This is a genomic window from Phytopseudomonas punonensis, assembly GCF_900142655.1.
Taxonomy (GTDB): domain Bacteria; phylum Pseudomonadota; class Gammaproteobacteria; order Pseudomonadales; family Pseudomonadaceae; genus Aquipseudomonas; species Aquipseudomonas punonensis.
In genome coordinates, this window is the sequence record NZ_FRBQ01000002.1 from 62,613 (window position 1) to 88,424 (window position 25,812).

Genomic DNA, 25,812 nt, shown 5'->3' on the forward strand with positions numbered 1-25,812 from the left:
GTATCAGCCGCCTAAATATGCATCGCGTACTTTCGGATCATTCAACAGATCGTGGCCGCTGCCCTGCATGACGATCCGGCCGTTCTCCAGTACGTAGCCGCGGTCTGCCAGCTTGAGCGCCTGGTTGGCGTTCTGCTCGACCAGGAACACGGTCACGCCGTCCTTGCGCAGCTGTTCGATGATGTCGAAGATCTGCTGGATGATGATCGGTGCCAGGCCCAGCGAGGGCTCGTCGAGCAGCAGCAGCTTGGGCTTGCTCATCAGCGCACGGCCGATGGCGAGCATCTGCTGTTCACCACCGGACATGGTTCCGGCGCGCTGCACCAGGCGTTCCTTCAGGCGCGGGAACAGGTGTAGCACCTTGTCCAATTGCTCCTGATTGTCCGTCTTGCTGCCGAAGAAGCCGCCCATGGCGAGGTTCTCCTCGACGGTCAGGCGGGCGAACACGCGGCGGCCTTCCGGCACCACGGCGATGCTCTTGCGCATGATCAGCGGGGTTTCCATGCCGACCAGCTCTTCACCCTGATAACGGATGCTGCCGCTGGTAGCCTGCGGCGTGCCGCAGAGAGTCATCAGCAGGGTAGATTTGCCGGCGCCATTGGCCCCGATCAGAGTGACGATCTCACCCTGGCGCACTTCCACGCTGACGCCGTGCAGCGCCTGGATCTTGCCGTAGAAGGTGGAAACGTTGTCGAAATACAGCATTACGCTTCCCCCAGGTAGGCTTTGATCACGTCCGGATTGTCGCGGATCTGCTCCGGCGTGCCGTCGGCCAGGGGCGTGCCCTGGTTGATCACGAAGATGTGGTCGGAAATGCTCATGACCAGCTTCATGTCATGTTCGATCAGCAGCACGGTCACGTTGTGCTCGTCACGCAGCACACCGATCAGCGCTTTCAGGTCGTCGGTTTCCCGTGGGTTGAGGCCGGCGGCCGGCTCGTCGAGCATGAGGATGCTCGGTCGGGTCATCATGCAGCGGGCGATCTCCAGGCGGCGCTGCTGGCCGTAAGCCAGAGTGCCGGCAGGGCGGTTGGCGAATTCGGTCAAGTTGACCTGCTCCAGCCAATGCGCCGCGTAATCCATGGCCTCGCGCTCACTGCGGCGAAACGCCGGGGTCTTGAACAGACCGGAGAGAAAGTTGGTGTTGATGTGGCGGTGCTGGGCGACCAGCAGGTTTTCCACCGCGGTCATTTCCTTGAACAGGCGAACGTTCTGGAAGGTACGTACCACACCCTTGCGGGCGATCTTGTGGCCCGGCAGGCCTTCGATCTGTTCACCGTTGAGGCGGATGCTGCCCGAGGTCGGTTTGTAGAAACCGGTCAGGCAGTTGAACACCGTGGTCTTGCCGGCGCCGTTCGGGCCGATCATCGACACAACCTGTTTTTCATTGACCGAGAGGCTGACCCCGTTGACGGCCAGCAGGCCGCCAAAACGCATGGACAGGCCGCTCACTTCTAAAATCGGGCGGCTCATCGTTGTTTCAACTCCAGGTGTGGGCGCTGCATAGGCATGAGGCCCTGCGGACGCCAGATCATCATCACGATCATGGTCAGGCCGAATATCAGCATGCGGTACTCGTTGAAGTCGCGCATCTCCTGCAACAGGGTCATCACGATGGCCGCGAAGATGATGCCGAGCTGCGAGCCCATGCCACCCAGTACGACGATGGCGAGGATCATCGCCGACTCGATGAAGGTGAACGACTCCGGCGTCACCAGCCCTTGGCGGGCAGCGAAGAAACTACCGGCGAAACCGGCGAAGCTGGCGCCGATGGTGAAGGCCGAGAGCTTCACCGTGGTCGGGTTCAGACCCAGGGCACGGCAGGCGATTTCGTCTTCGCGCAACGCTTCCCAGGCACGGCCGATCGGCATGCGCATCAGGCGGTTGATCACGAAGATGGCCAGCAGCACCAGCAGCAAGGCGATCAGGTAGAGGAAGATCACCTTGTAGGAGGAGTTGTAGGCGATGCCGAGGAAATCATGCAGGGTTTGGCCACCATCCGGAGCGCGACGATCCAGCGACAGGCCGAACAGCTCCGGCTTGGGAATCGAGCTGATACCGTTCGGGCCGCCGGTGATGTCGGTGAGGTTACGCAGCATGATGCGGATGATTTCGCCGAAGCCCAGTGTCACGATGGCCAGGTAGTCGCCGCGTAGCCTGAGTACCGGGAAGCCCAGCAAGCAGCCGAAGGTGGCGGCCATCAGGCCGGCGATCGGCAGCGCTGTCCAGAAGCCAAAACCTGCGTACTCGGCGAGCAGCGCGTAGGTGTAGGCACCCACCGCGTAGAAGCCGACGTAGCCGAGATCGAGCAGGCCGGCGAGGCCGACCACGATGTTCAGGCCAATGCCAAGCATCACGTAGATAAGGATCAGCGTGGCGATGTCCACTGCGGCGCGGGAGCCGAAGAACGGCCAGGCCAGCGCCACCACGAACAGCCCGAGCATGATCCAGCGCTGCACGCTGGGCAGGGTCAGGCTGTTCTTGAGGTTCTGTGGCAAGCCGGGCAGTGCGCCCTTGAGTTTTTCACCGCCGACCAGGCGATCACGCAGCACCAGATGCCAGATGAACAGCAGTGCCGCGGCGATACCGATAGTCCACAGAGTCTTGGCGCTGGCGCCTTGTACTTGCAGGCTGATGCCGACGACGCTGAGCTTGAGGCCCAGAATCGGGTAGGAGATCAGCAGCAGCAGAATACTGCTGAACAGGGCGGTCTTGAGGTTCTTGATCATACTTTTTCAACCTCCGGACGGCCGAGAATACCGGTCGGGCGGAACAGCAGCACCAGCACCAGCAAGCTGAATGCGACCACGTCTTTATATTGGTCACCGAAGATATCGGCGCCGAAGGCTTCGGCCACACCGAGAACCAGGCCTCCAAGCACAGCGCCCGGAATACTGCCGATGCCGCCGAGAACCGCGGCGGTGAACGCCTTGATACCCGCCAGGAAGCCCAGGTGCGGGTTGATCACGCCGTATTGCATACCCAACAACACGGCAGCGACGGCCGCCAGGGCGGCGCCGATGACGAAGGTCAGGGCAATGATGTTGTTGGTGTTGATGCCTAGCAGGTTGGCCATCTTCAGATCCTCGGCACAGGCGCGGCAGGCGCGGCCCAGGCGGGAGCGGGAGATGAACAGGGTCAGGCCGATCATGGTCAGGAAGGTGACCACGAAGATAAGCACCTGCATGTAGGAGATCACCACGCCATTCATAGCGCTTTCGCCAAAGATGAAGTTACCGGGCAGCGGGTTGGTGATGGCCTTGTCTTTAGAGTCCTGAGAAAGCATCACGGCGTTCTGCAGGAAGATCGACATGCCGATCGCCGAGATCAGCGGGATCAGCCGGTTTCCACCGCGTAGCGGCCGGTAGGCGACCCGCTCGATGCTGTAACCGAAAGCACTGGTGACGATGATGCTCGCCGCGAAGGCGCAGATCATGATCAGCGGCAGGCTGTCGAGGCCCATCATTGCCAATAGGGTGATGGCAATGAAGGCGACGTAGGAACCGATCATGTACACCTCGCCGTGGGCGAAGTTGATCATGCCGATGATGCCGTACACCATGGTGTAGCCGATGGCGATGAGGGCATAGGTACTGCCGACGGTCAGGCCGTTGAGCAGTTGTTGCAGGTAGTGATAAAGATCAGGCATTGCCTAACTCCTGGGTTTACGCGCACGGCAGCGCTTGTGGCGCAGCGCGAAACCGGAATTCTTTCAATAAACAAAGCCCACTGCGCAGCAGTGGGCTTTGGGTTAAGGCGGGGGAGTTACTTGGCTTCGGACTTGGTGCCGTCCTGGTGCCATTCGTAGACCACGAAGTTGAAGTTCTTCAGGTCGCCTTTTTCGTCGAAACCGAGGGTGCCGGTCGGGGTCTCGAAGGTGTTGGCGCGCAGAGCTGCGGCTACTTCGGCGGTGTCGGTGCTGCCGGCTTTCTTTATGCCTTCGGCAATGACTTGAACGGCGGCGTAAGCCGGGAATACGAACGGACCGGTTGGGTCTTCGTTCTTGGCCTTGAATGCGTCAACCAGCGCCTTGTTCTTCGGATCCTGGTCGAAGGATTGCGGCAGGGTAACCAGCATGCCTTCGGACGCCGGGCCAGCGATGGCCGAGATTTCCTTGTTGCCTACGCCTTCTGGGCCCATGAAGCGAACGTCCAGGCCTTTTTCCTTGGACTGACGCAGCAGCAGGCCCAGCTCTGGGTGGTAGCCACCGTAGTAGACGAAGTCGATGCCTTGTTGCTTGAGTTTAGCGATCAGCGAGGAGAAGTCTTTGTCGCCGGCGTTGATGCCTTCGAACACGCCGACTTTCACGCCCTTGGATTCCAGGGTCTGCTTGACGGCGCTGGCGATGCCTTCACCGTACTGCTGCTTGTCGTGGATGACGGCGACGTTCTTCGGCTTCACGTGGTCGGCGATGAAGTTGCCGGCGGTCGGGCCTTGCAGGCTGTCCAGACCGATGGTGCGGAAGATCAGCTCGTAACCACGGGCAGTAATTTCCGGGCTGGTGGCAGCCGGGGTGATCATCAGGATGCCTTCGTCTTCATAGATGTCCGAAGCCGGTTGAGTGGAGCTGGAGCACAGGTGGCCAACGACGAACTTGGCGCCATCGTTGACGATCTTGTTGGCAACAGCCACAGCTTGCTTGGGATCGCACGCGTCGTCGTAGACCACGCCTTCGAGTTGAGCACCATTCACGCCGCCGGCCTTGTTGATCTGCTCGATGGCCATCTTGGCACCAACGAACTGCATCTCACCGTACTGGGCTACAGCACCGGTCACCGGGCCAGCCATGGCAATCTTGATGGTGTCAGCGGCGACCGAGTAGCTGGCGCAGCCAGCCAGGGCCATAGCGGCGAACAGCTTGGAAATCTGCTTAGTAGCGTTGTTCATAGTGCTCCACTCGTTGTGTTTTGTTGTAGTTCTGGTAGCCAAAGCAGCAGAACCGGAGTCGACTTCCGGCCAGATCCCCGGCAACTGTACCGATACAGTGTAGAGCGCAGATTTGCGCCTTGGAAAGTCGGCAGTCGAAAGAGATCGGTAAGAATGTCGCGTAATTGCAAGAAATGTATAGAAAAACGGCTAGTTCCTGACCGCCGGGAGGTTGACACTCCCTTGCCTGCCAGCCATCCGTCGTTATCATGGCGGCCGTCAAAAAACGGCTACCACGATACGGAACTGCCATGAACGAAGAACCAAGCACCCTCTATGCCAAATTGCTCGGCGAAACCGCTCCCATCACCTGGCAGGAGCTGCAACCGTTCTTCGCCCGTGGCGCGCTGCTGTGGGTCGACAGCGATCAGGACCTTATCGAGGTTGCTGAAGCGGTCGCCGAAAACCGCCAGGAGCTAGTCGCCGCCTGGCTGGAAGCGGGGCGTATCGCGGTGTTGAGCGATACCCGTGCCGAGGATCTGCTCAATCGTGATCCGTCCTTGTGGGCCGTGGTCGTCGCTCCATGGGTGCTGGTGCAGGAGCGCGCCGAAAAGAAGCATTGAGTTCAAACGAGCGTATCAAGCGCTCTGCGATAGGTATTTGCAGCGGCTCGTGTGTTTCTAATTTGCTCACTATTGGTGCGTTGCGCGCTCATCTGTGGTGCGGTCATGCTTTCGCATCATCCTCTGCCGGCACTGTCTAAGGTGAAGAGTCCGTAGTTGTCTGCGCTTCGGTCAATCTCAGCAGAGGAGACAGCACATGTTCGAGCCCGGCCATTTTCACCGCAGCAACAGCGTGGCAACCGCTGACATACCGATCTACGCCATCGATCTGCATTACGACATCCGCCAGGATGCTGCCGAGGGTTCGATGCTGTACATGACGTTGAAGGGCGAGATCGGCGGTACGGCTTTCGAAGAGTCCTTCGAGTTGCACCGTGACACGGCCTTCAACTTCGCCAGCGTGGTCAGTCGTCTCTCTCACAAGTACGGCTTGCCAACGAGCTTAGTGCTGATCAGCCACGAGCATGAAGAGTTCGATCTGATGTTCGAGGATATTCGTCACCGTCTGGATGCTCACAGCGGCGAGCCGGTAGATCTCGATCATCTGGAGAAAGATGGCTTGTAGCAGGCCGTTGAAAAACTACCTACGTTGCCATTGCTGCGTTAAAAACAGCCTCAAAATGCTCATTTACAACACGTAAACTGCGCTTTTTCGGCTGTTTTTGCCTTGCACTGGCTGCCTCGCCTACGTTTTTCAACGGCCTGCTAAGGCGGCAATGCTTGTCGGCCTCGCTCATTTAACCCTGCGTATGCCTGGCTGCGCTGTCTGGAGTGTTTATGAAGTTATCCGCCAACCTGACGATGCTGTTTACCGAGCAGCCGCTGCTCGAACGCATCGTCTCTGCCGCTGCGGCAGGTTTTGATGGCGTGGAAATCCAGTTTCCCTATGAGGTGCCGGCGCTGCGCATGAAGGACGAATTGGCCAGGGCAGGCATGCCGCTGGTGCTGATGAATTTTCCGGGAGGCGACTTCGTTTCTGGCGGCCCTGGGTTGGCTGCCGTGCCCGCACGCCAGGAAGCATTCGACGAGGCGCTGCAAGAGGCACTCAGTTACGCCGCCATGGTGCGTCCGCAGCTCGTCAATGTGCTGCCGGGGCGGCTGGCTAAAGGCCTGTCGCGCGAGGAGGCGATAGCCACGCTGATCGGCAATATCCGCAAGGCAGCCGAAGCGTTTCAGATATTGAATATCGGTGTGGTGAGCGAGGCGATCAACCCCATCGACATGCCCGGTTTTCTGGTCAATACCCCGCAGCATCTGCAGGGGTTGCTGGCCGCTATCGATCATGACAATTTTCGGGCGCAGCTGGATATCTACCATATGGCGCGGCAGGGTATCGATCCGGTGGCTGCCGTCGAAATGCTCGCCGGACGGATCGGTCATGTGCAGTTCGCCGATTGCCCAGGGCGAGGTGCGCCAGGCAGTGCAAATATAGATTTTGTGGCTGTGCGCGAAGCGCTGGAGAAGGCCGCTTACCGCGGCTGGCTGGGCGCCGAGTACCGCCCCGAAGAGGGCGATACCCGTGCCAGCCTGGGCTGGATGACCGCGTGGCGGTCAGTTGACCAGGGGTGAGGAGGTGCCGACGGGCGCCAGCTTGAGCGCCTGGTTGTCATGCTTCGGCTGGGCCGGCGCGCTCTGCTTGTAAGCATGGCGCCACAGCGGGTGCTGTTCGGCCTGCTGCCACAGCTGCGCGTGCAGACGCGCCATCAGCACAGGGTCGCTGAGCAGCGCAAGCTTGCGCTTGCCGTCGAGCTTTTTCGGGCCCAGTTCCAGAGCTTCGTTGAGGGCTCGCTGGCGAGCCTGTTCTAGCAGCGGTGCCTGGTCGTGACGGGCGGTGGCCATGGCGCAGGCCAGGGCATTGGGGAAGGGGCGCAGCACCGCTTCGATAAAGCCGTTTTCCATCGCGTGCTCGCGGTTATGCCGCGTGTAGGCGTAGGTCGACAGCAGCTCCTGAGGTGGGTTGGACTCCTCGGGAATCAGGAACAGCTTAGCCCTCTTGCTACCCAAGCCCAGGCTCAGGCGGCTGGAGAACACCGATACCGGGATCGATAGCATCAGCGACACCACGATCGGCGACAGCCACCACAGGAAGTTCGGGTCGAGCCAGGCCACGCCCGCCGTCCACACGATACCCAGCAACGCCTGCCAGCCATGACGGCGCGTGGCATCGCCCCAAGTGGTGATGCCGTTATCACGCTGTGGCGAGTTCCAGGTCGCGGACCAACCTAGGAATGCAGCCGTCACGAACATGGTGTGGAACAGCATGCGTACCGGTGCCAGCAGCACCGAGAAAAGCATCTCCAGCAGCATGCTCACTACCGCCTTGAACGCGCCGCCGTACTCTTTGGCGCCTTTGATCCAGATCAGGATCACGGCCAGCAGCTTGGGCAAGAACAACAGCGTCAGGGTGGTGGAGAACAGCGCAATGGCCTTTTCCGGGTTCCAGCGTGGCCATACCGGGAACAGCTGGCCGGGCACCAGGAAGTACTGCGGCTCCATCAGCGTATGAATGGCCAGCAGGGCAGTGGAGAGCAGCAGGAACATGAACCATAGCGGTGCCGACAGGTAGGACATCACGCCTGTCAGGAACACCGCGCGGTGTACCGGGTGCATGCCCTTGACCAGGAACAGGCGAAAGTTCATCAGGTTGCCGTGGCACCAGCGGCGGTCGCGCTGCAACTCGTCGATCAGGTTGGGCGGCAGCTCTTCATAGCTGCCCGGCAGGTCGTAGGCGATCCATACGCCCCAGCCAGCGCGGCGCATCAGCGAGGCTTCGACGAAGTCGTGGGACATGATCGCGCCGGCGAACGAGCCTTTGCCCGGCAATGGCGCGAGGGCGCAGTGCTCGATGAACGGCTGCATGCGGATGATCGCGTTGTGGCCCCAGTAATGGGATTCACCGAGCTGCCAGTAATGCAGGCCAGCGGTGAACAGCGGGCCGTAGGCGCGAGTGGCGAACTGCTGCAGGCGTGCGTACAAGGTGTTCATGCCCGCGGCTTTCGGCGAGGTCTGGATGATGCCGGCCTGGGGGTTGGCTTCCATCAGCCGCACCAGCTTGGTCAGGCATTCGCCGCTCATTACGCTGTCGGCGTCGAGCACTACCATGTAGCGGTAATCGCCGCCCCAGCGGCGGCAGAAATCGTCGATATTGCCGCTCTTGCGCTTCACGCGGCGGCGACGGCGGCGATAGAAAATGTTGCCGAAGCCTTCGGTCTCCTTGCACAGCTCCAGCCAGGCGCGCTGCTCAGCCACTGCGATGTCGGCGTCGCCGGTATCGCTGAGGATGAAGAAATCGAACTGCTCCAGTTCGCCTGAGGCTTTGACGGACTCATAGGTGGCGCGCAGGCCGGCGATAACCCGGGGTACGTCTTCATTGCAGATCGGCATGATGATCGCGGTACGCGCCTGCGGATCGATCGGCTCGTCGCCGGCGCTGCTGCCGGAAATACCGTAGCGGTCGTAGCCGCGCATCAGCTCCCAGAAGCCCATCAAGGCTGTCCAGAAACCGGCCGATACCCAGCAGAACAGCAGGGAGAACAGCGCCAGGATGCTGCCTTGCACTACATAGGGCAGCACTTGGAAGAAGCTATCCTGCCAGCCCTGCTCCATCACTTCCTGCAGATTGATCAGCCCCCAGCCCTGATAGGGCAGGATGCTGTTCATGTACCAAGTGGCAACGGCGGTCTGGGTAAGCATCAACAACAGCAAAACGTGCCGGCGCAGCGAGCCGACCCGGCGCCAACGCGCTGGCTCCAGCTCGCGCTTGGGCGGGCGTGGCGGATTGCTCTTGCCGAACAGCGAGCGCAGGCCGCGGCTCAGCAGGTTGGTGTGCCACGGCTCGGGGGTCATCTTGGTGCGGTTAAGCGGCGGTGCGGCGCGCAGAACCGGCCGGCCGGCCGAGTCCAGCGAAAGCAGGCCGGTGTCTTGCAGCGATTCACCTGCGCCCAGCTCGATGCGTCGGGCGGCTGATTTGTGCACGGCCTCTTCGGCATCTGCCGTCTGCACGCCGCCAAGGCGGTTGTGCAGTTCGCTGAAGTCGCGGCAATCAGCCAGGGCTTCACGCTCAGTAGCACTCAGAGGCAGGCTGTCCAGGTACTCGTCCAGGGCGGACTGCTCAGTGGTTTTCATTGGGCGGTAACCGTATTAGGCGGGAGTTGATAGCTCCAGGTTTCGCTGAGGGTTTTATCACCCTCGGCCAGAGCCGCGCGCATTTCCACCGCTTGTTTGGGATCCTTGACCTTGAAGCGCACCGTCATGCGCCAGCCTTTGGTGGCGGTGTTGTACTGCAGCCTGTTGTCCAGCACTTCGGCGTTGTCATTGACGCTGAAGTTGCTGGTCACCGCGGCATCAGACTTCAGTGCTTCCAGGGACGGGCCCTCGAAATCCACCAGCAGGGCAATGCTGCCATCGAGCTTGCGGGTCAGGTTGGGTTGCTTGACCTCACCGGCGCTGCGCATGGTCTGCTTGACCCAGGCGGTGTCCTTGCCCAGTTGGGCACGCTCGTCCTTGGTCCAGTGCATGCGGTAATTGAATTCCATCGGCTCGCCCGGCTTGGGCTGTTCGTCAGGCGTCCAGAAGGCGACGATGTTGTCGTTGGTTTCATCCGGTGTGGGGATTTCCACCAGCTCGACCTTGCCCTTGCCCCATGCGCCCTTCGGTTCGATCCACACGCTGGGGCGCTGCTCGTAGTGGTCGTCGAGGTCTTCGTACTGAGCGAAGTCGCGGCCGCGTTGCAGCAGACCAAAACCTTTCGGGTTCTCGACCTGGAAAGTGCTCACCGCCAGGTTCTGTGGGTTGTTCAGCGGGCGCCAGATATGCTCGTCGCTGCCGGTATGAATGGCCAGGCCGTTGGAGTCATGCAGGGACGGGCGATAGTTGGGTTTGCTAGAGCGCTGGTTGCTGCCGTACAGGAACATGCTAGTCAGCGGGGCGACGCCGAGCTTGGTGACGTTCTCGCGCAGGAACACTTTCGACTGCACATCGACGATTGCGTCCTTGCCGGGGCGCAGGATGAATCGATAGGCGCCTGTGGCACGTGGCGAGTCGAGCAGGGCGAAGATCACCAAGTGCTTGTCGCCGGCTTTCGGGCGCTCGATCCAGAACTCGCGGAAATAGGGGAATTCTTCGCCGCTGGGCAGCGCGGTGTCGATGGCCAGGCCACGCGCCGATGCGCCGTAGACCTGATCCTTGCCGAGTACGCGGAAGTAGCTGGCGCCGAGCAGGCTCATGATTTCGTCAAGCTTGCCCTTGGAATTGACCGGGTCCATGACGCGAAAGCCCGCGTAGCCAAGATCCTTGGTGGCTTCCTTATCGATTTTTACATCGCCGAAGTCGAAGCGCGCCGGATCATATTTGATTTCATTGACGCTGCTGGCGGTCACTTCGTTGATCTTCACCGGGCTCTCGAAGTGCATGCCCTGATGATAGAAGCTCAGCTTGAAAGATGTTTTGCTGTCAGCCCATTCGTACTTGTCTTCGCGCGGCTTGATCTGTTGGTAATCCTTGAATGGCAGGTTGCGCAGTTCGTTGGGCAGGTTGTTGGCCGGAGCGGTGTAAGGCTTATCCAGCAAGCCCTTGGCCTGGGAGGCCACGTCATCCAGAGAAAAGGCCAGTACGTGAGCACTGAACAGCGAGGTGGTGCAGGCCAGGCACAGCGCGGCTGGAAGCATGCTGTGACGGACAGATGCCTTGACGGTTTTGAGGATCACGGATCCCTCCAGAAAACAGTAAGAAACAGCGGCACGGTCGGCCGAACATCTCCTTCCGACCGTCGCCGTTGCAGATGATTCCTGTGAATTGCCTTTCGTTTTCCTCAGTTTGTGCTACGCCGCACCGGCAGCCACTTGAGCAGCCGTTTACGTGTAGGCACCACCGCGTTCTCCTGAGCCCATACGCAGAGGATCACCGTAAGAAGCAAAAACAGCGGGTAGTAGAGGATCGACAGATGCTGCTCGCCGGCCTGCACCGCGCACTGCGCCCAGTTGGCGAAGCATTCGCCGGACGCCACGCCGAGCAGCATCTCCGAGCGGGAGAACAGCGTGAAGGCTGGCACATGCAGCACGAACAGCGGCAACGAGGCCGCGCCGAGACGCTGCGACCAGCGCCTCACTGACTCGCTGCTTGGCGAGGGCGCCAGGGCGCAGACGTAGATCAGTATGATCTGCGCAGGCAGCAGCAGGCCGTTGTGCAGCAGGTAGTACCAGAACTGCGGCCCTTCGATCAGCCAGGCGGTGCCGAGGAAGCAGCCCAGCACGAAGGCGATCATCAGTCCCACACCGCCGGCACCCGGCGTGCGGTCGGCGTCCTGTAGGTCGCGGAACAGGCCGTAGGCGAGGATGCCGGCGAGAAACTCGGGCAGGCGCACCAGCGGGTTGCGGTGCAGGATGCCGGTGAACGGCATGCCGTAATCACCGTTGAGAATCACCAGGGTTGGCGGAATCAGGTAGATCAGGGTGATCACCCCCAGCCACAGCACCTTGTGCTTGAGCCGCGCCAGGCGCGGCGCCACGAACGGGAAGGTGAGGTAGAAGAAGAACAGCGTGGAGATCGACCACAGCGGGGCGTTGAAGGTCAGGTAGAAGGGGTTCCAGGCCTGCAGCATCAGCAGTTGCAGCAGGCTGTTGAAGGCCAGCTCACCGTTGCTCATGAAGTGTTCGAGGGTGTCGAGCGCGATCTGGCTTCTGTCCTCGTTGGTGTCGTACACCACGAAGCGGATGCTGGCTTTGGTGTCGTCCGGCGGGATGCCCAGGTTGCTGATCACGAAGATCACCGTGATGGTCAGCAGCAGTGAAAAGATATGCAATGGGTACAGGTTGGCGAAACGCCTGCTCCAGAAACTCACCGCCGGTTCGCGCATCTGGCCGCGCTGGCAGTACACGTGCGCGAGCAGAAAACCGGAAAGCACGAAGAAGGTACTGGTGGCGAAGAAGCCTGCGCCGCTGAGCTGCTTGATGATGGGCAGCTGCTGTTCGGGGTAGTTGTGCAGAGTGTGGAAGACCACGATGTACAGGCCGAGTATGAAGCGCAGCCACTCGAGCCCGATGAAGTGTTCCTTGTCGGTGCGGGGCATCCCCGTTCTCCTTATATCGACCATCTCCCAGGCAAGGCGCGACCTGCACAGGCCAGAATGCCGCGCAGCCTCACGGCGGCCGGGTCAGCTTCTGACAGTGGCATTCGGGTTTCGATCTATCGATTTGCCAGCAGGCGCGCGCGCGGGGGCGTAGAAGAGGCTGCGGGCTACCCGTCAGGCAGCCCGCAGCAGGGGCGGTCAGTCGAACAGCACCTTGGCGACATCGCTGAAGCGCTTGGCGAAATGCACGCTGATGCCTTCCTTGAGGTACTCCGGCAACTCTTGGTACGAGCCGCGGTTGGCCTCGGGCAGGATCAGCTCGTGAATCTTCTGCCGGCGCGCTGCGATGACCTTTTCGCGCACGCCGCCGATGGCCAGCACCTGGCCGGTCAGGGTCAGTTCGCCGGTCATCGCCACGCCCTTTTTAGGCGCCTTGTTACGGGCCAGGGAGAGCAGGGCGCTGGCGATGGTGACGCCGGCGCTTGGGCCGTCCTTCGGCGTGGCGCCTTCTGGCACGTGCATATGCACGAAGGCCTGGTCGAAGAAGGTTGGCTCGCCTTTGTAGGTTTTCAGGTTGGAGCTGATGTAGCTGTAGGCGATCTCTGCCGACTCCTTCATCACCTCACCGAGCTGGCCGGTGAGCTTGAAGCCGCGGTTCAGGGTGTGGATGCGCGTCGCCTCGATCGGCAGTGTGGCGCCGCCCATGCTGGTCCAGGCCAGGCCGGTGATTACGCCGACGCCGGATAGCACCTGTTCACTGCGAAATACCGGCATGCCCAGGTAGCCTTCCAGGTCCTTGGCGGCAATCTTCACTTTCGTTTGCGGATCATCGAGCAGCTTGACCACCGCCTTGCGCACCAGCTTGCCGAGCTGCTTCTCCAGCTGACGCACGCCGGCTTCGCGGGCATAGCCTTCGATCAGGGCGCGCAGGGCACTGTCGCTGATCGACAGCTGCTTGGCCGATACGCCGGCCTTGTCCAGCTGCTTGGGCCACAGGTGGCGTTTGGCGATGGCCAGTTTTTCCTCGGTGATATAGCCGGACAGGCGAATCACTTCCATGCGGTCGAGCAGCGGGCCGGGAATCGAGTCCAGGGTGTTGGCGGTGCACACGAACAGCACCTTGGACAGATCCAGGCGCAGATCTAGGTAGTGGTCGAGGAATTCGACGTTCTGCTCCGGGTCGAGGGTTTCCAGCAACGCCGAGGCCGGGTCGCCCTGGAAGCTGCTGCCCATCTTGTCGATCTCGTCGAGCATGATCACTGGGTTCATCACTTCGACATCCTTGAGCGCCTGCACCAGTTTGCCGGGCAGGGCGCCGATGTAGGTGCGGCGATGGCCCTTGATCTCGGCTTCATCACGCATGCCGCCGACCGAGAAACGGTAGAAGGGCCGGCCCAGGGATTCGGCGATTGACTTGCCGATGCTGGTCTTACCGACGCCCGGCGGGCCGACCAGTAGCACGATGGAGCCGGCGATCTCGCCCTTGAAGGCGCCAACGGCAAGGAACTCGGTAATCCGCTCCTTGATGTCGTCCATGCCGGCATGGTGATCGTCGAGCACCTTGCGGGCATGCTTGAGGTCCAGCTTGTCCTTGCCAACCACGCCCCACGGCACGCTGGTTGCCCAGTCTAGGTAGTTGCGGGTGACGGCGTATTCCGGTGAGCCGGTTTCCAACACGGAGAGCTTGTTCATCTCCTCGTCGATGCGTTTGCGCGCCTGCTCGGGAAGGGTCTTGCCTTCCAGGCGCTGGGTGAACTGCTCGGTGTCGGCGCTGCGGTCATCCTTGGTGATGCCCAGCTCCTGCTGGATGATCTTCAGCTGTTCCTTGAGGAAGAACTCGCGCTGGTGCTCGCCCACCGAGCGGTTCACCTCGTCGGAGAGCTCGTTCTGCAGGCGCGCGACCTCGACCTCCTTGCGCAGCAGCGGCAGCACCTTCTCCATGCGCTTGAGAATCGGCACGGTGTCGAGTACTTCCTGCAGCACCTTCGATTGCGCGGTAGTCAGGGCGGCGGCGAAGTCGGTGAGCGGCGACGGGTCGTTGGGGCTGAAGCGGTTGAGGTAGTTCTTCAGCTCTTCGTTGTACAACGGGTTGAGTGGCAGCAGCTCGCGGATCACGTTGATCAGTGCCATGGCGTAGGCCTTGACCTCGTCACGCCCGTCATTGGCGTTGCGCGGGTATTCGACCTCGGCCAGGTACGGTGGGCGATGGTGCTTGAGCCAGTCGCGAATGCGTACGCGGGTCAGGCCTTGCGCTACGAACTGCAGCTTGCCGTCGTCATTGCTGACATGGTGGATACGCACCACGGTGCCATGTTCCGGCAGGCTGGAGGTGTCGAAATGGCGTGGATCGGTGACTGGTGTGTCGACGTAGAACAGGGCCAGTGTCTTGTGCTCGGTCTTGCTGACCAGCTCGAGGGTTTCCGCCCAGTGTTCTTCGTTGACGATTACCGGCAGCACCTGCGCGGGGAAGAACGGGCGGTTATGAATCGGAATCACATAGAGTTTGTCCGGCAGGTTCTGGCCGGGCAGCATCAGGCTGTGGCTGGTCTGCTCCGAAGCGATTTCGATATCGTGCTGGTCGTTCATGCGGCACCTGTCGATTGACGTTGAGACTTAGATGGGGCGCGGTTGGCTTTTTTCAATATTTATTCGTGTGTCAGGCGTTTCGCTTGTCAGCCTGCCGCTGCAACTGTTGTTCGCTTCAGGTAACCGGCCTCTGGTCGTGGCCGATACAGTTTTGTCTGGCAACGCGGTAGAGTGCGCGAGTTGCCCATCGAGTTGCGAATCATGCTCAACGCCCGCCTTATGCGCCTGGACGATCAGGCCCACGAACACACCCACGACCACCATCAGCTGGTGATGTCGGTGTCCGGTCGTGCCGAGTTCGAGGTGGTTGGCCGTGGCGGTGAAGTGTGTCGCATGCGCGCCTGCCTGGTGCCGGGCGATGCCGACCATCAGTTCGCCGGGATTGGCGACAACCGCATGCTGATCGTCGACCTCAACGAGCAGGACATGTCCAGCGAGGACCTGCAGCTGCTCGACCATCTATTCGACACGCCGCGCTATCCGCAACTCGATGCCGACTTTCAGCATCTGCTCAGCTATGCCGGCGCCGAGCTGGAGCGTTATGGTAGCGACCCACTGCTTGCGCGCTCGTTGGGCGGCGTGCTGCTGCGCGCCCTGCATCTGAGAGTGTTTGGCGAGCAGACTGTGCGATGCCACGGCGCACTGGATGTGCAGCGCCTCGATGGTTACATCGCCGATAACCTGGCGCGGCGCATCAGCGTGGCCGAGCTGGCCCATGTGGCCTGCCTCAGCCCGAGCCACTTCCATGCGCAGTTCAAGGACAGCGTCGGCCTCACGCCGCACCAGTACCTGCTCAAGGCTCGCCTCGATCGCGCCACGCGCCTGCTGCGCGGCAGCGGCTTGCCGCTGGTGCGTATCGCCGAGGAGTGCGGCTTCTCCAGCCAGAGCGCGCTGACCACCGCCATGCGCCGTTATCTGGGGCTCACACCCAAGCGCCTGCGCGGCAGCGAATAACCCTCTAGCTCAGCCTTTTCAGGCTGTTTCGTCCGATAGTTGGCGGATAGTGGCCTTTTGCCTAGCGGCGTCGTCATAAAAGCTCGAACTTATTCTGTATGGCGGCTAATCTTTCCTGCAGACCTTCCTCATTGGCGAAGAGGCGCGTAACGCGGCCTCACGGCGGGGCTGATCAGCCCTTGACGAGCTCTCATGACCAAACGTTTTCTTCTCGCTGTACATCTGTATCTGTTCGGGTCGCTGTGCGCCGTCCAGGCTGCCAGTCTGCAAGGCGAGGTGGTGGATGCCAAGGGCGCGCCGCTGGCCAACGCCGTCGTTACGCTAAGCAGTAAGACGGGTGCCAGCACGGCAGCGCCCGGCACCGCGATGATGGACCAGCAGGATATGCGTTTCGTACCCAGCGTGCTGGCCGTGCGATCCGGAACTGCGGTGACCTTTCCAAACCGCGATGACATTCGCCACCAGGTCTATTCATTCTCGCCGGCCAAACGCTTCGAGCTACGCCTGTACCAGGGCACGCCAAGCTCGCCTGTGATCTTCGACAAGCCCGGCCTGGTGGTGTTGGGCTGCAACATCCATGACTGGATGGTGGGCTATATCTACGTCACCGATGACCCCTGGTTTGCCGTCAGCGATGCTCAGGGGCATGTGAGCTTCGATAACCTGCCAGCTGGGGACTATCAGGTAACTCTCTGGCACTCGGCGCTGCCTGACATGCAGCCCGCGCAGGGCGAAGCGCTGAAAGTTGAAGGCAGTACAGCATCACCGCGCTTTACCTTGCCAGTCGATGGCGCCAGTGTCAGTGAACCACCGGGTGCACCACCCAGCGCCTTCGGCGACGCCTTCAAAAAAGCCGTGGAACATGGTTCGCATTAGTTTCCAGGCGCGTATCGCCAGTGTCTTGATCCTGCTGCCGCTGGTAGTCATCTGTGTGCTGTATTTCGCCGTGCAGGCGGCCACCACTGCGTCGATTCGTACTCAAGCGCGCGAGCAACTGGATGTGGGCACCGGCATATTCGGGCAACTGCTCGATACTCATGCTCGCCAGCTGCGTGATGCGGTACAGGTGCTGACGTCCGATTTCGGTTTTCGCGAGGCGGTGGCGAGTGGTGACGAGGCGACCATCCGCTCGGCACTGTTCAACCATGGCGCGCGGATCAACGCCGGCGTAGTGATGATGTTCAACATGGACGGCAAGTTGACTGCCAGTACCGTGGCGCCGCTCTCGGTGGCGCGCGCCGAGCAGATCAACCGGCAACTGAGCCAGCAGGGGCAGAGCATCCTGATGCCGTTCGACGGCCACATCTATCTGCTGGTGCAAGCCAACATCAATGCACCGTTGCCGATTGCGCGGTTGGTGACCGGGTTCGCCATCGATGATCGCTTCGCCCGCGAGCTCAATCAGCTCACGCACCTGGAGCTGACCATCATCGGCAGCATGGATGGCCAGCCTGACGTGCGCGTGAGCACCCTGGAAGACATGCCGATGATCGTCCTTGACGGTGACAGCGGCGAGGTCATGCATGGCGATGAACCCTTCCTCGTGCAGCGCCTGGTGCTCTCCAGCGGTGAGGGCTTTAAGGTACAGGCGCTGCTACAGCGTTCGCTCGAACAGGCACGTGGTTCGGTAGCAGTACTCAACAAACAGATTTTGCTGATTGCCGTGGCCGCACTGGTGGCTTCGTTGCTGGGCGCGCTGCTGCTGGCGCGCAGCCTATCGCGGCCGATCCGCCAGCTGGCCGGTGTAGCAGAGCGTGTCGGCCAGGGGGACTATGAGGTGCCGCTGGCGCTCGATCGGATGGACGAATTAGGTAGCCTGGCCAAGACCTTCCAGAGCATGCAGCAGGGTATTGCCGAGCGTGAGCGGCAGCTGGCCCACAATGCGCTGCACGACCCACTGACCGGGCTGCCCAACCGCAACCTGGCGCTCGAACGCCTGAACAGCGCTATCGTAGCGCAGCGTCATATCGCGCTGTTGTACCTGGGGATAGGCAACCTGCGTACCGTCAGTGAAAGTTGCGAGGCGGGCGGCAGTGACCGCGTCATGCAGCAACTGGCAAACCGCCTGCAAGCCGCGCTGCGCCCTTCGGACAGCCTGGCGCGCCTGTTGGGCGATGAATTCGTGTTGCTGCTCGACGGCGCCGATGTCGACAGTGCGGTGGCCACCGCCGACCGGGTTCAGCAGCTGTCCATGAAACCTTTCCGGGTCGACAACCACGATATTGCTCTGGATTGTCGCATTGGCATCGCCGGTTACCCCAGCGACGGCGCGACCGCTGAAGAACTGCTACGCCGCGCGTCCATCGCCATGCAGGACGCCGGGCATCTGGCGGGTCGCATTCAGCTTTACGAGAGTGGCCGTGATGCTGCCCAGCAGCGCCAGGTACAGTTGATTCGCGACCTGCGCCGCGCCGCGCAGCGCGATGAACTGCTGCTGCACTACCAACCCAAGCTCGACCTCCGCAACCCGGCGCGCCTGCAGGCCGAAGGCCTGCTGCGCTGGCAACACCCGCAGTTCGGCATGGTGTCACCCGGTGAATTCATCCCCTTGGCTGAGCGCACCGGCAGCATCCAGCTGCTCACCGCCTGGGTGATCGAGGAGGGCTTGCGTCAGTTGCAGGACTGGCGCGCGCGCGGGATGGTGGTGCAACTCTCACTGAATATTTCTACCGAGGATCTGGTCGATGCCGAGTTGCCTACGCGGGTCGCTCGCCTGCTCAGCCATTATCAGATTCCGCCCGCACAGCTGATTTTCGAAATTACCGAAAGTGGTGTGATGCTCAACCCGGCAGTTGCCTTGCAGGTGCTACACGCGTTGCGCGAGAAAGGCGTTGGCCTGTCGGTGGATGACTTCGGCACCGGCTATTCTTCCCTGACGCAGCTCAAGCGCATGCCAGTGCAGGAACTGAAGATCGATCAGGCCTTTATCCGTGACCTGGACGACACCAGCGAAGACGCAGTGATCGTGCGTTCGACCATCGAGATGAGCCACAGCCTGGGCCTCAAGGTGGTCGCCGAAGGCGTCGAGCTGCAGCGCAGCCTGGATCTGCTCGATCGTTGGAATTGCGACAGCGTGCAGGGTTACCTGATCAGCCGGCCCCTGGCGCCGCAGGCGTTCGAGCTCTGGACGCAGCGCCCATTAACCTCTTCTGTTTCTCTGGTGCATTGATCATGTGGCTATCGCAATTGACTGGCACCCTTTTATTGGGCCTGCTCACCTCGGCCGCCCTGGCTGATGAGGGCCGTTTACTGGCAACCGGCGGCGCGAGCAGCCTTGAAGGTGCTGCTGGCGGCGGCATAACCCCTTGGGCGGTGCTGGCGGGCTATGGCGAGAAAGGCGAGTGGGGCGCCGCCGCCTTCGCCACCCGGGTGGAAACCGGCGATTACCGCCTGGATGTCGCCGGTATGGCAGCAGCCTATGACAACCGCATCGAGTTCTCCTACGCACGCCAGCGCCTGGATCTGGGCACCCTGGCCCGTGATCTGAGCCTGCCGGAAAACAGCCTTAGCCAGGATATCCTCGGCATCAAGGTGCGCCTGTTCGGCGACCTGATCTACGACCAGTTGCCCCAGGTTTCTCTGGGTATTCAACACAAGCGCCAGAAAGACTTTCTGATTCCCAGCCTGGTCGGCGCCAAGCGTGACGAAGACACCGAAGGCTATCTGACCGCCAGCCGGCTGATCCTCGGCGGCGCCTTTGGCTACAACCTGCTGCTCAACGGCGGCGTGCGTTACAGCCGTGCCAACGAGATGGGCCTGCTGGGTTTTGGCGGTGACCGCCGTGACCGTCGTTCAGTGCTCAAGGAAGGTTCGGTTGCCGTGCTGCTCAACCGCGAGTGGGCTGTGGGCGTGGAGTACCGGGAAAAACCAGACAACCTCAACTTCGCGGGCGAAAGCGACTGGGCCGACCTGTTCGTCGGTTACTTCCCTAACAAGCACCTGGCCATCGTGCTGGCCTATGCGCGCCTCGGCGAGATCGCCACGCTGGATAACCAGAACGGCGCCTACCTGTCCGTGCAGGGGAGTTTCTGAGCATGCTGCGTTCACTCTGCGTTACGCTGCTGGCGCTGGTAGTGATTGGCTGCGCGCAACAGCCGGCCAAGGATGACAGCCTGTACCGTGACCTGGGCGAGAAGCCCGGCATCACCCGTATCGTCGAAGGCATGTTGATCAACGTGGCACGCGATGAGCGCATCGTGCATTTCTTTGCCAAGGTGGATATCGCCGGGCTGCGCGACAAGCTGGTCGACAAGTTCTGCGTGATCGCCGGCGGGCCCTGCGTGTACACCGGCGACTCGCTGGAGGAAAGCCACAAGGGTCAGAATCTGTCGCCCAGCCACTTCAATGCGCTGGTCGAGAACCTGCAGGCCTCGATGGACAGCCAGGGTGTGCCGACGCCGGTGCAGAACCGCCTGCTGGCGCGCCTGGCTGCTTTGCGCGGGCAAATCATCGAGAAGTAGAGCCATGGTTCTCGCGCATGACGAAGCGGCTCTAAGCGGTTAGAGTCGCCAGCCGTCCCTGAGCCTCTTCTCGCGAGTCGATCATGTCCGTCACCTGGCAGTGCAAACACCATAACGAGCTAAGCAAAACCGAGCTTTATGCCGCCTTGGTGCTGCGCACTCAGGTATTCGTGGTCGAGCAGAACTGCCCGTATCTGGAAGTCGATGGCCGCGATCTGGAAGGCGAAACCTGCCATCTATTTGGCTGGCGTGGCGATGAGCTGTTGGCCTATCTGCGCTTACTCGATCCAGCCCTGAATGACGGCGAAGTAGTGATTGGCCGAGTCGTCACTGCCGCCAGCGCACGTGGCACTGGCGTTGGCCGCAGCCTTATGGAACAGGCGCTGCAAGCCTGTGACCAGCGCTGGCCAGGCCTGCCGATCTACCTGTCTGCCCAGGCGCACTTGCAGGGTTACTACGGGCGCTACAGTTTTGTCGCGGTAACGGACGAGTACCTGGAAGACGATATTCCCCATATCGGTATGCGCCGCTCGCTGTAGGCGCTACGGCCCCAGTCACCCTGTGGGAGCGCGCCATGCGCGCGAAAAGCTCACGGGCATGACCCGTTCCCACTGAGTAATGCATGAACTGGGCGTCCCTGCCCGTTCCGACATAAATTGGGCTCCGCTTTACCCTATGTCTCTCATTTAGTCAGGTGAGCCTGAAACGTAGGATGGGCGCAGCCCGTCAAAACCACAGCCGAACTACCACTCGCTGTATCCCACTCAATGAAAGTCCCGACTACGCACATCCAGCCCCACTAGCCAGTCCGTCAGGTCGACCAGCCGCCCGGCGATCACGTGCAGCACGCCATTAGCCGCCTCCAGATGCCCGTCGATGCGCAGAAGTCGCGATTGCAGCAGCGTCTTGCGCTGGCGCTCGGCCAGTTCCAGGCGCACCAGTACGTTGATCATGCCGAACTCGTCTTCCAGGGTGATGAAGGTCACGCCGCTGGCGGTTTGCGGGCGCTGGCGGCCGATCACCAGGCCGGCCACGCTGACCATCCTTCCGGGTTCAACATGCTCCAGCTCACGGCGGCTACGGCAGCGGGCAGCCCTGAGTTTGCTGCGCAGTAAGGACAGCGGGTGCGGCCCGAGCGTGGTGCCCAGTGTGGCGTAATCGATCAGCAGATTTTCACCAACGCTGGGGCTCGGCAGTTCGATGTTGGCTTCGGTCGTTGCCGGCAGGCTGGCGAATAACGGTAACTGCGGCTCCACCCCGGCGATGGCCCAACGCGCCTGATGGCGATGACCGACCAGCGCCTGCAGGGCGCCCGCGTCGGCCAGGCGTGCGCGAGCGTTGTTGTCCAGGCGGGCGCGCTGGCAGAGCTCGGCGATATCGCTGAATACCGCCTGCTCGCGGGCGGCGCCGATGCGCAGTGCGGCGTCCTCACGAAAGCCTTTGACCAGGCACATCCCCAGGCGAATCGCCGGTTGCGGCTTGCCGATGTCTTCCAGGGTGCACTCCCAGGCGCTGTGGCGCACGTCCACCGGGTGGATGCGCAGGCCGTGGCGGCGGGCGTCCTGCAGCACCTGGTCCGGGTTGTAGAAACCCATCGGCCAGCTGTTGATCAGCGCGCAGGCGAAGGCTGCCGGTTCATGGCACTTGAGCCAGCAGCTGGCGTAAGTGAGCAGGGCGAAACTGGACGCGTGGGACTCGGGAAAGCCGTAGCTGCCGAAGCCCTTGATCTGCTCGAAGATGCGGTTGATGTATTCGATGGGATAGTTCTTTTTGAGCATGCCCTCGGTCAGCTTCTGGCGGTGGTGTTCCAGACCGCCATGACGCTTCCAGGCCGCCATGGAACGACGCAGTTCGTCCGCTTCACCTGGGGAGTACCCGGCCGCGATAATTGCCAGCTCCATCACCTGCTCCTGAAACAGCGGCACGCCGAGGGTGCGCTCGAACACCGGCTGCAGCTCCTCAGAGGGATAGGTGACTTCTTCTTCACCGGTTCGGCGGCGCAGGTAAGGGTGCACCATATCGCCTTGGATCGGCCCCGGCCGCACGATGGCCACCTGGATCACCAGGTCATAAAAGGTCTTTGGCCGCAGGCGCGGCAGCATGGCCATCTGCGCGCGGGATTCGATCTGGAACACACCCAGGGTATCAGCGCGGCTGATCATCTCGTAGGTGGTCTTGTCCTCGGTCGGCAGGCTGGCCAGCGTCCAGCGTTTGTTGCGATAGGCGGCCAACAGGTCGAAGCAGCGGCGCAGAGCGCTGAGCATGCCGAGAGCCAACACGTCGACCTTGAGCAGTCCGACTGCGTCGAGATCGTCCTTGTCCCACTGGATCACGGTGCGTTCGGCCATGCTGGCGTTTTCCACCGGCACCAGAGTGTCGAGCGGGTTCTCGGAAATCACGAAGCCGCCGGGATGCTGGGAGAGGTGGCGGGGAAAGCCAATCAGCTCGCCAGCGAGCACCAGCACCCGGTGCAGCACCTTGCTCTGCGGATCGAAACCGGCTTCGCGCAGGCGTTCGGCATCGGGAATGCGGTCGCTCCAGCGGCCGCAGCAACCTGCCAGGGCGTTGATCTGATCCGGCGGCAAGCCCAGGGCCTTGGCCACGTCGCGAATCGCCCCGGCGCCATGGTAGGTGCTGACCACCGCAGTGAGCGCCGCGCGCTCGCGGCCATAGCGGCGGAACACGTACTGGATGACCTCCTCGCGGCGGTCGTGCTCGAAATCCACGTCAATGTCCGGCGGTTCGTTGCGCTCGCGAGATAAGAAGCGCTCGAACAGCAGGCGGCTGCCTTTGGCCATCGGGTTGAGTTCAGTGATGCCGAGGGCAAAGCACACCGAGGAGTTGGCCGCCGAGCCGCGCCCCTGGCAGAGAATCGATTGCTCGCGAGCGAAGCGCACGATGTCGTGCACGGTCAGAAAGTAGCTTTCGTAGCCAAGCTCGCTGATCAGCGCCAGTTCCTTTTCGATCTGCGCCCGCGCTTCGTCGTTGATGTCATCGCCCCAGCGCCAGCGGATGCCGTCCTCGACCAGCTGGCGCAGCCAGGAGCTGGCGCTATGGCCGGCCGGCACCAGCTCATGGGGATACTGGTATTTGAGCTCACCGAGATCGAACCGGCAGCGTTCGGCGATTCGCAGGGTTTCGGCGAGCAGTTCGGGCGGATACAGCTCGACCAGTTCCTCACGGCGGCGCAGGTGGCGCTCGCCATTGGCGAACAGGTGGGCGCCGGCTTCGGCCACGGGCAGGTGGTGGCGGATTGCGGTCATGCAGTCCTGCAGGGCGCGGCGGCCACGGGCGTGCATGTGTACGTCGCCACAGGCCACGGCGGCAATACCCAGTTGTTTGGCAAGGCTCAGGCCATGTTGCAATAGCGCTGCATCATCCGCGCCGCGGTGCAGCTCTACGCCCAGCCACAGGCGTTCGGTAAAGCGCTCGCGCAGCCAGGCACCGGCCATGGCGTCGTCGGTCGGCGCCGGCAGCCAGATGGCCAAAAGCCCGTCCGGCTCCACGGGCAGATCCTCGTCGAGCAGGATGTAGTGGCCCTTTTCCGCGCGCCGCCGGGCGCGGGTGATCAGTGCACACAGGCGCTGGTAACCGGCGAGGTTCTCGACCAGCACAACCAGCCGGGCGCCGCCCTGCAGCCTCAGCTCGCTGCCAACGATCAGCTTCACCTCGTGCTCTTTGGCGGCCTGCCAGGCTCGCACGATGCCGGCCAGGGTGCATTCGTCGGTGATCGCCAGGGCGCGGTAGCCGAGCAGCTTGGCACGTTCGAACAGCTCGGCGGCGCTGGAGGCACCGCGCTGGAAACTGAAGTTCGACAGGCAGTGCAGCTCGGCGTACTCGGGCAGGCTCATGCGAACCAGCCGTGCAGCCGCAACGGGCCGTCATCGCCGACGCTGCGAAAGGCCCAGCCGCGCTGGCCGCTGCGCGTCTCGATCAGGTAGTAGTCGCGGCGCACATCCTCGCCATCCCACCAGCCGGATTCGATGCGCTCCGGGCCGCTGAGAATATGCAGCGGCTCGCGCAGCACCTGCGGCTCTGGCAGCAGCCAGCTGGGCCGGGCGCCGCTTGGGCTGGGCAGTGAGGCGCGGTTGGTATCGGTGCGCCAGGCCTTCTCCGGGCGATGATCGGCATGGGCGGCCAGGCCTTGCACGGCGTCGTCGCCCAGACGGGCGCGCAGACGTTCACGCAGCTGCTCCCAGCCCAGGGTTTGCTGTGGGCGATCCTCGAACAGGGCCTGATGCTGCGGCACGAAGATCGGCAGGTCGCGGGCCACCAGGCGCAGCGCCAGCACCGGTGAGGGCAATTGCAGCTGCTCCAGGCGGCCGCGGGTGAACTCCAGCAGCATCGCCGCATCCCGCTCGGCGCTGAGCAGGCCGACGGGCATGAGGCTGTCTTCACCGTCGCGGTGTTCCAGGTGCAGCACGAAACGCTGTACGCCGCAGTCCCGGCCAGCCAGGTAGGCGGCCAGATCCGCCGTGAGGCGGCGCAGCGGAAACAGCAGGGCCTGGGTCGATTCTACCTCGAAGTGCAGCTCCAGCCGGCTGTCGAACACATCCGGCGGACGGTAGTAATCCAGCGCCAGCGGGCGCCGGCCCATCAGGGTATCCAGACCAGCCAGCAGCTCGGGCGCGAAGCGTCGCGCCAGGCTGTCGCGGGGCAGCGCCTGCAGCTGGCGCACCTGGCGCAGACCCATGCGCGCCAGCGTCGTGACCAGCTCCTCGGGCAGGCCGATGCGCTCCAGCGGCATGGCCGCCAGGCGTTCGCGCAACGCCTGCTCTTCGGTGATCGCCAGGCCATCGTGCAGGTTGGCGAGCATGCGCGCCGCAGCCGGGTGGTGCGCCAGGGTGATGCGATGGCGAAAGCCCAGCGCCGTCAGCTCCTCACGCAAGCGCGCCTCGAAGCGCGGCCAGGGCCCGAACAGGGCAAGGCTCGATTGCACCTCCAGCAGCAGGCAACGCGGATAGTGCAGGCTGACCTGGGAGCTGAAACCGTAGGCCCAGGCAGCCAGGAAATTGCGCCAGCGCTCGATGTCGGCGGGGTCGTACTCGGCGCTGGCGAACGCGCAGTTCAAGGATTGCGCCGCCGTCAGCGTCAGCCCCGGGCGCAAGCCGAGGGCCCGGGCGGGCGAATTGACCGCCTGCAACACGCGTCGCTGGGGCGTACCGCTCAGCAGCACCAATGGTGCAGCGTGGTCCTCACGGCCACGCTGCACGCCGTCCATGGCCAGTTGTGGCAACAGGATGCAGGCCCAGCGCATC

At 62.3% G+C, this 25,812-nt stretch carries 20 protein-coding genes; 9 read left to right on the plus strand and 11 right to left on the minus strand.

Annotated elements, in window-relative coordinates:
• Positions 1 to 3: 3 nt before the first annotated feature.
• From BUC40_RS06960 to BUC40_RS06980, 5 genes are all read right to left on the minus strand, one after another.
• Positions 4 to 705, minus strand: coding sequence for an ABC transporter ATP-binding protein (locus tag BUC40_RS06960; RefSeq protein WP_073264051.1), 702 nt, complete (start codon positions 703 to 705; stop codon positions 4 to 6).
• A complete protein-coding gene (gene livG, locus BUC40_RS06965) occupies positions 705 to 1,472 on the minus strand; it encodes a high-affinity branched-chain amino acid ABC transporter ATP-binding protein LivG (protein WP_070886626.1) in 768 nt (255 codons plus the stop codon). Before livG ends, BUC40_RS06960 begins: the two co-directional genes overlap by 1 nt.
• On the minus strand, positions 1,469 to 2,728 hold the full coding sequence (locus tag BUC40_RS06970; protein WP_073264053.1) for a high-affinity branched-chain amino acid ABC transporter permease LivM: 1,260 nt from the start codon (positions 2,726 to 2,728) through the stop codon (positions 1,469 to 1,471). The genes livG and BUC40_RS06970 overlap by 4 nt, the downstream gene beginning before the upstream one ends.
• Positions 2,725 to 3,648, minus strand: coding sequence for a high-affinity branched-chain amino acid ABC transporter permease LivH (gene livH, locus BUC40_RS06975; protein WP_042556481.1), 924 nt, complete (start codon positions 3,646 to 3,648; stop codon positions 2,725 to 2,727). Before livH ends, BUC40_RS06970 begins: the two co-directional genes overlap by 4 nt.
• A 116-nt stretch (positions 3,649 to 3,764) precedes the next feature.
• Positions 3,765 to 4,886 (minus strand): branched-chain amino acid ABC transporter substrate-binding protein, encoded by a 1,122-nt coding sequence (locus tag BUC40_RS06980; RefSeq protein WP_073264055.1) that lies wholly within the window; start codon positions 4,884 to 4,886, stop codon positions 3,765 to 3,767.
• A 290-nt stretch (positions 4,887 to 5,176) separates the two neighbouring features.
• On the opposite strand from BUC40_RS06980, the gene BUC40_RS06985 reads away from it, so the two are divergent.
• From BUC40_RS06985 to BUC40_RS06995, 3 genes are all read left to right on the plus strand, one after another.
• Complete coding sequence (locus BUC40_RS06985; protein ID WP_073264057.1) at positions 5,177 to 5,488, plus strand: DUF2288 domain-containing protein; 312 nt, start codon at positions 5,177 to 5,179, stop codon at positions 5,486 to 5,488.
• 196 nt (positions 5,489 to 5,684) lie between these two features.
• Positions 5,685 to 6,053 (plus strand): DUF5064 family protein, encoded by a 369-nt coding sequence (locus tag BUC40_RS06990; protein WP_073264059.1) that lies wholly within the window; start codon positions 5,685 to 5,687, stop codon positions 6,051 to 6,053.
• Between the two features lie 212 nt (positions 6,054 to 6,265).
• Entirely contained in the window at positions 6,266 to 7,057 is a 792-nt protein-coding gene (locus tag BUC40_RS06995; protein WP_073264061.1) for a hydroxypyruvate isomerase family protein, read from the plus strand.
• Here the strand turns inward: BUC40_RS06995 and mdoH are convergent.
• The 4 genes from mdoH to lon all read right to left on the minus strand — a co-directional run bounded on the left by mdoH (position 7,040) and on the right by lon (position 15,140).
• A complete protein-coding gene (gene mdoH / locus BUC40_RS07000) occupies positions 7,040 to 9,613 on the minus strand; it encodes a glucans biosynthesis glucosyltransferase MdoH (protein ID WP_073264063.1) in 2,574 nt (857 codons plus the stop codon). The genes BUC40_RS06995 and mdoH overlap by 18 nt on opposite strands.
• Complete coding sequence (locus BUC40_RS07005) at positions 9,610 to 11,154, minus strand: glucan biosynthesis protein G (protein ID WP_073265139.1); 1,545 nt, start codon at positions 11,152 to 11,154, stop codon at positions 9,610 to 9,612. The genes mdoH and BUC40_RS07005 overlap by 4 nt, the downstream gene beginning before the upstream one ends.
• A 143-nt stretch (positions 11,155 to 11,297) precedes the next feature.
• Entirely contained in the window at positions 11,298 to 12,554 is a 1,257-nt protein-coding gene (locus BUC40_RS07010) for an acyltransferase family protein (protein WP_073264065.1), read from the minus strand.
• A gap of 198 nt (positions 12,555 to 12,752) precedes the next feature.
• On the minus strand, positions 12,753 to 15,140 hold the full coding sequence (gene lon, locus BUC40_RS07015) for an endopeptidase La (protein ID WP_073264067.1): 2,388 nt from the start codon (positions 15,138 to 15,140) through the stop codon (positions 12,753 to 12,755).
• A 201-nt stretch (positions 15,141 to 15,341) separates the two neighbouring features.
• Between lon and BUC40_RS07020 the strand changes: the two genes are divergently transcribed.
• The 6 genes from BUC40_RS07020 to BUC40_RS07045 all read left to right on the plus strand — a co-directional run bounded on the left by BUC40_RS07020 (position 15,342) and on the right by BUC40_RS07045 (position 21,093).
• The gene (locus BUC40_RS07020) at positions 15,342 to 16,094 is read left to right on the plus strand and encodes an AraC family transcriptional regulator (protein WP_073264068.1); all 753 of its coding nucleotides are present in this window, start codon (positions 15,342 to 15,344) and stop codon (positions 16,092 to 16,094) included.
• A gap of 192 nt (positions 16,095 to 16,286) precedes the next feature.
• Positions 16,287 to 16,970, plus strand: coding sequence for a hypothetical protein (locus BUC40_RS07025; protein ID WP_073264070.1), 684 nt, complete (start codon positions 16,287 to 16,289; stop codon positions 16,968 to 16,970).
• The gene (locus BUC40_RS07030) at positions 16,957 to 19,263 is read left to right on the plus strand and encodes a bifunctional diguanylate cyclase/phosphodiesterase (RefSeq protein WP_073264072.1); all 2,307 of its coding nucleotides are present in this window, start codon (positions 16,957 to 16,959) and stop codon (positions 19,261 to 19,263) included. The genes BUC40_RS07025 and BUC40_RS07030 overlap by 14 nt, the downstream gene beginning before the upstream one ends.
• 2 nt (positions 19,264 to 19,265) lie before the next feature.
• Positions 19,266 to 20,126 (plus strand): DUF3034 family protein, encoded by an 861-nt coding sequence (locus tag BUC40_RS07035; RefSeq protein WP_073264073.1) that lies wholly within the window; start codon positions 19,266 to 19,268, stop codon positions 20,124 to 20,126.
• A gap of 2 nt (positions 20,127 to 20,128) precedes the next feature.
• Complete coding sequence (locus BUC40_RS07040; RefSeq protein WP_425272914.1) at positions 20,129 to 20,554, plus strand: group I truncated hemoglobin; 426 nt, start codon at positions 20,129 to 20,131, stop codon at positions 20,552 to 20,554.
• Positions 20,555 to 20,637: 83 nt separating this feature from the next.
• The gene (locus BUC40_RS07045; RefSeq protein ID WP_073264075.1) at positions 20,638 to 21,093 is read left to right on the plus strand and encodes a GNAT family N-acetyltransferase; all 456 of its coding nucleotides are present in this window, start codon (positions 20,638 to 20,640) and stop codon (positions 21,091 to 21,093) included.
• 225 nt (positions 21,094 to 21,318) lie between these two features.
• Here BUC40_RS07045 and BUC40_RS07050 read toward each other — a convergent pair whose 3' ends face one another.
• Both BUC40_RS07050 and BUC40_RS07055 read right to left on the minus strand, forming a co-directional pair.
• On the minus strand, positions 21,319 to 24,405 hold the full coding sequence (locus BUC40_RS07050) for an error-prone DNA polymerase (RefSeq protein WP_073264077.1): 3,087 nt from the start codon (positions 24,403 to 24,405) through the stop codon (positions 21,319 to 21,321).
• Positions 24,402 to 25,811 carry a Y-family DNA polymerase gene (locus BUC40_RS07055; protein ID WP_073264078.1) on the minus strand — a complete coding sequence of 470 codons (1,410 nt, stop codon included), beginning with the start codon at positions 25,809 to 25,811 and terminating at the stop codon, positions 24,402 to 24,404. Before BUC40_RS07055 ends, BUC40_RS07050 begins: the two co-directional genes overlap by 4 nt.
• Between the last annotated feature and the right edge of the window lies 1 nt (position 25,812).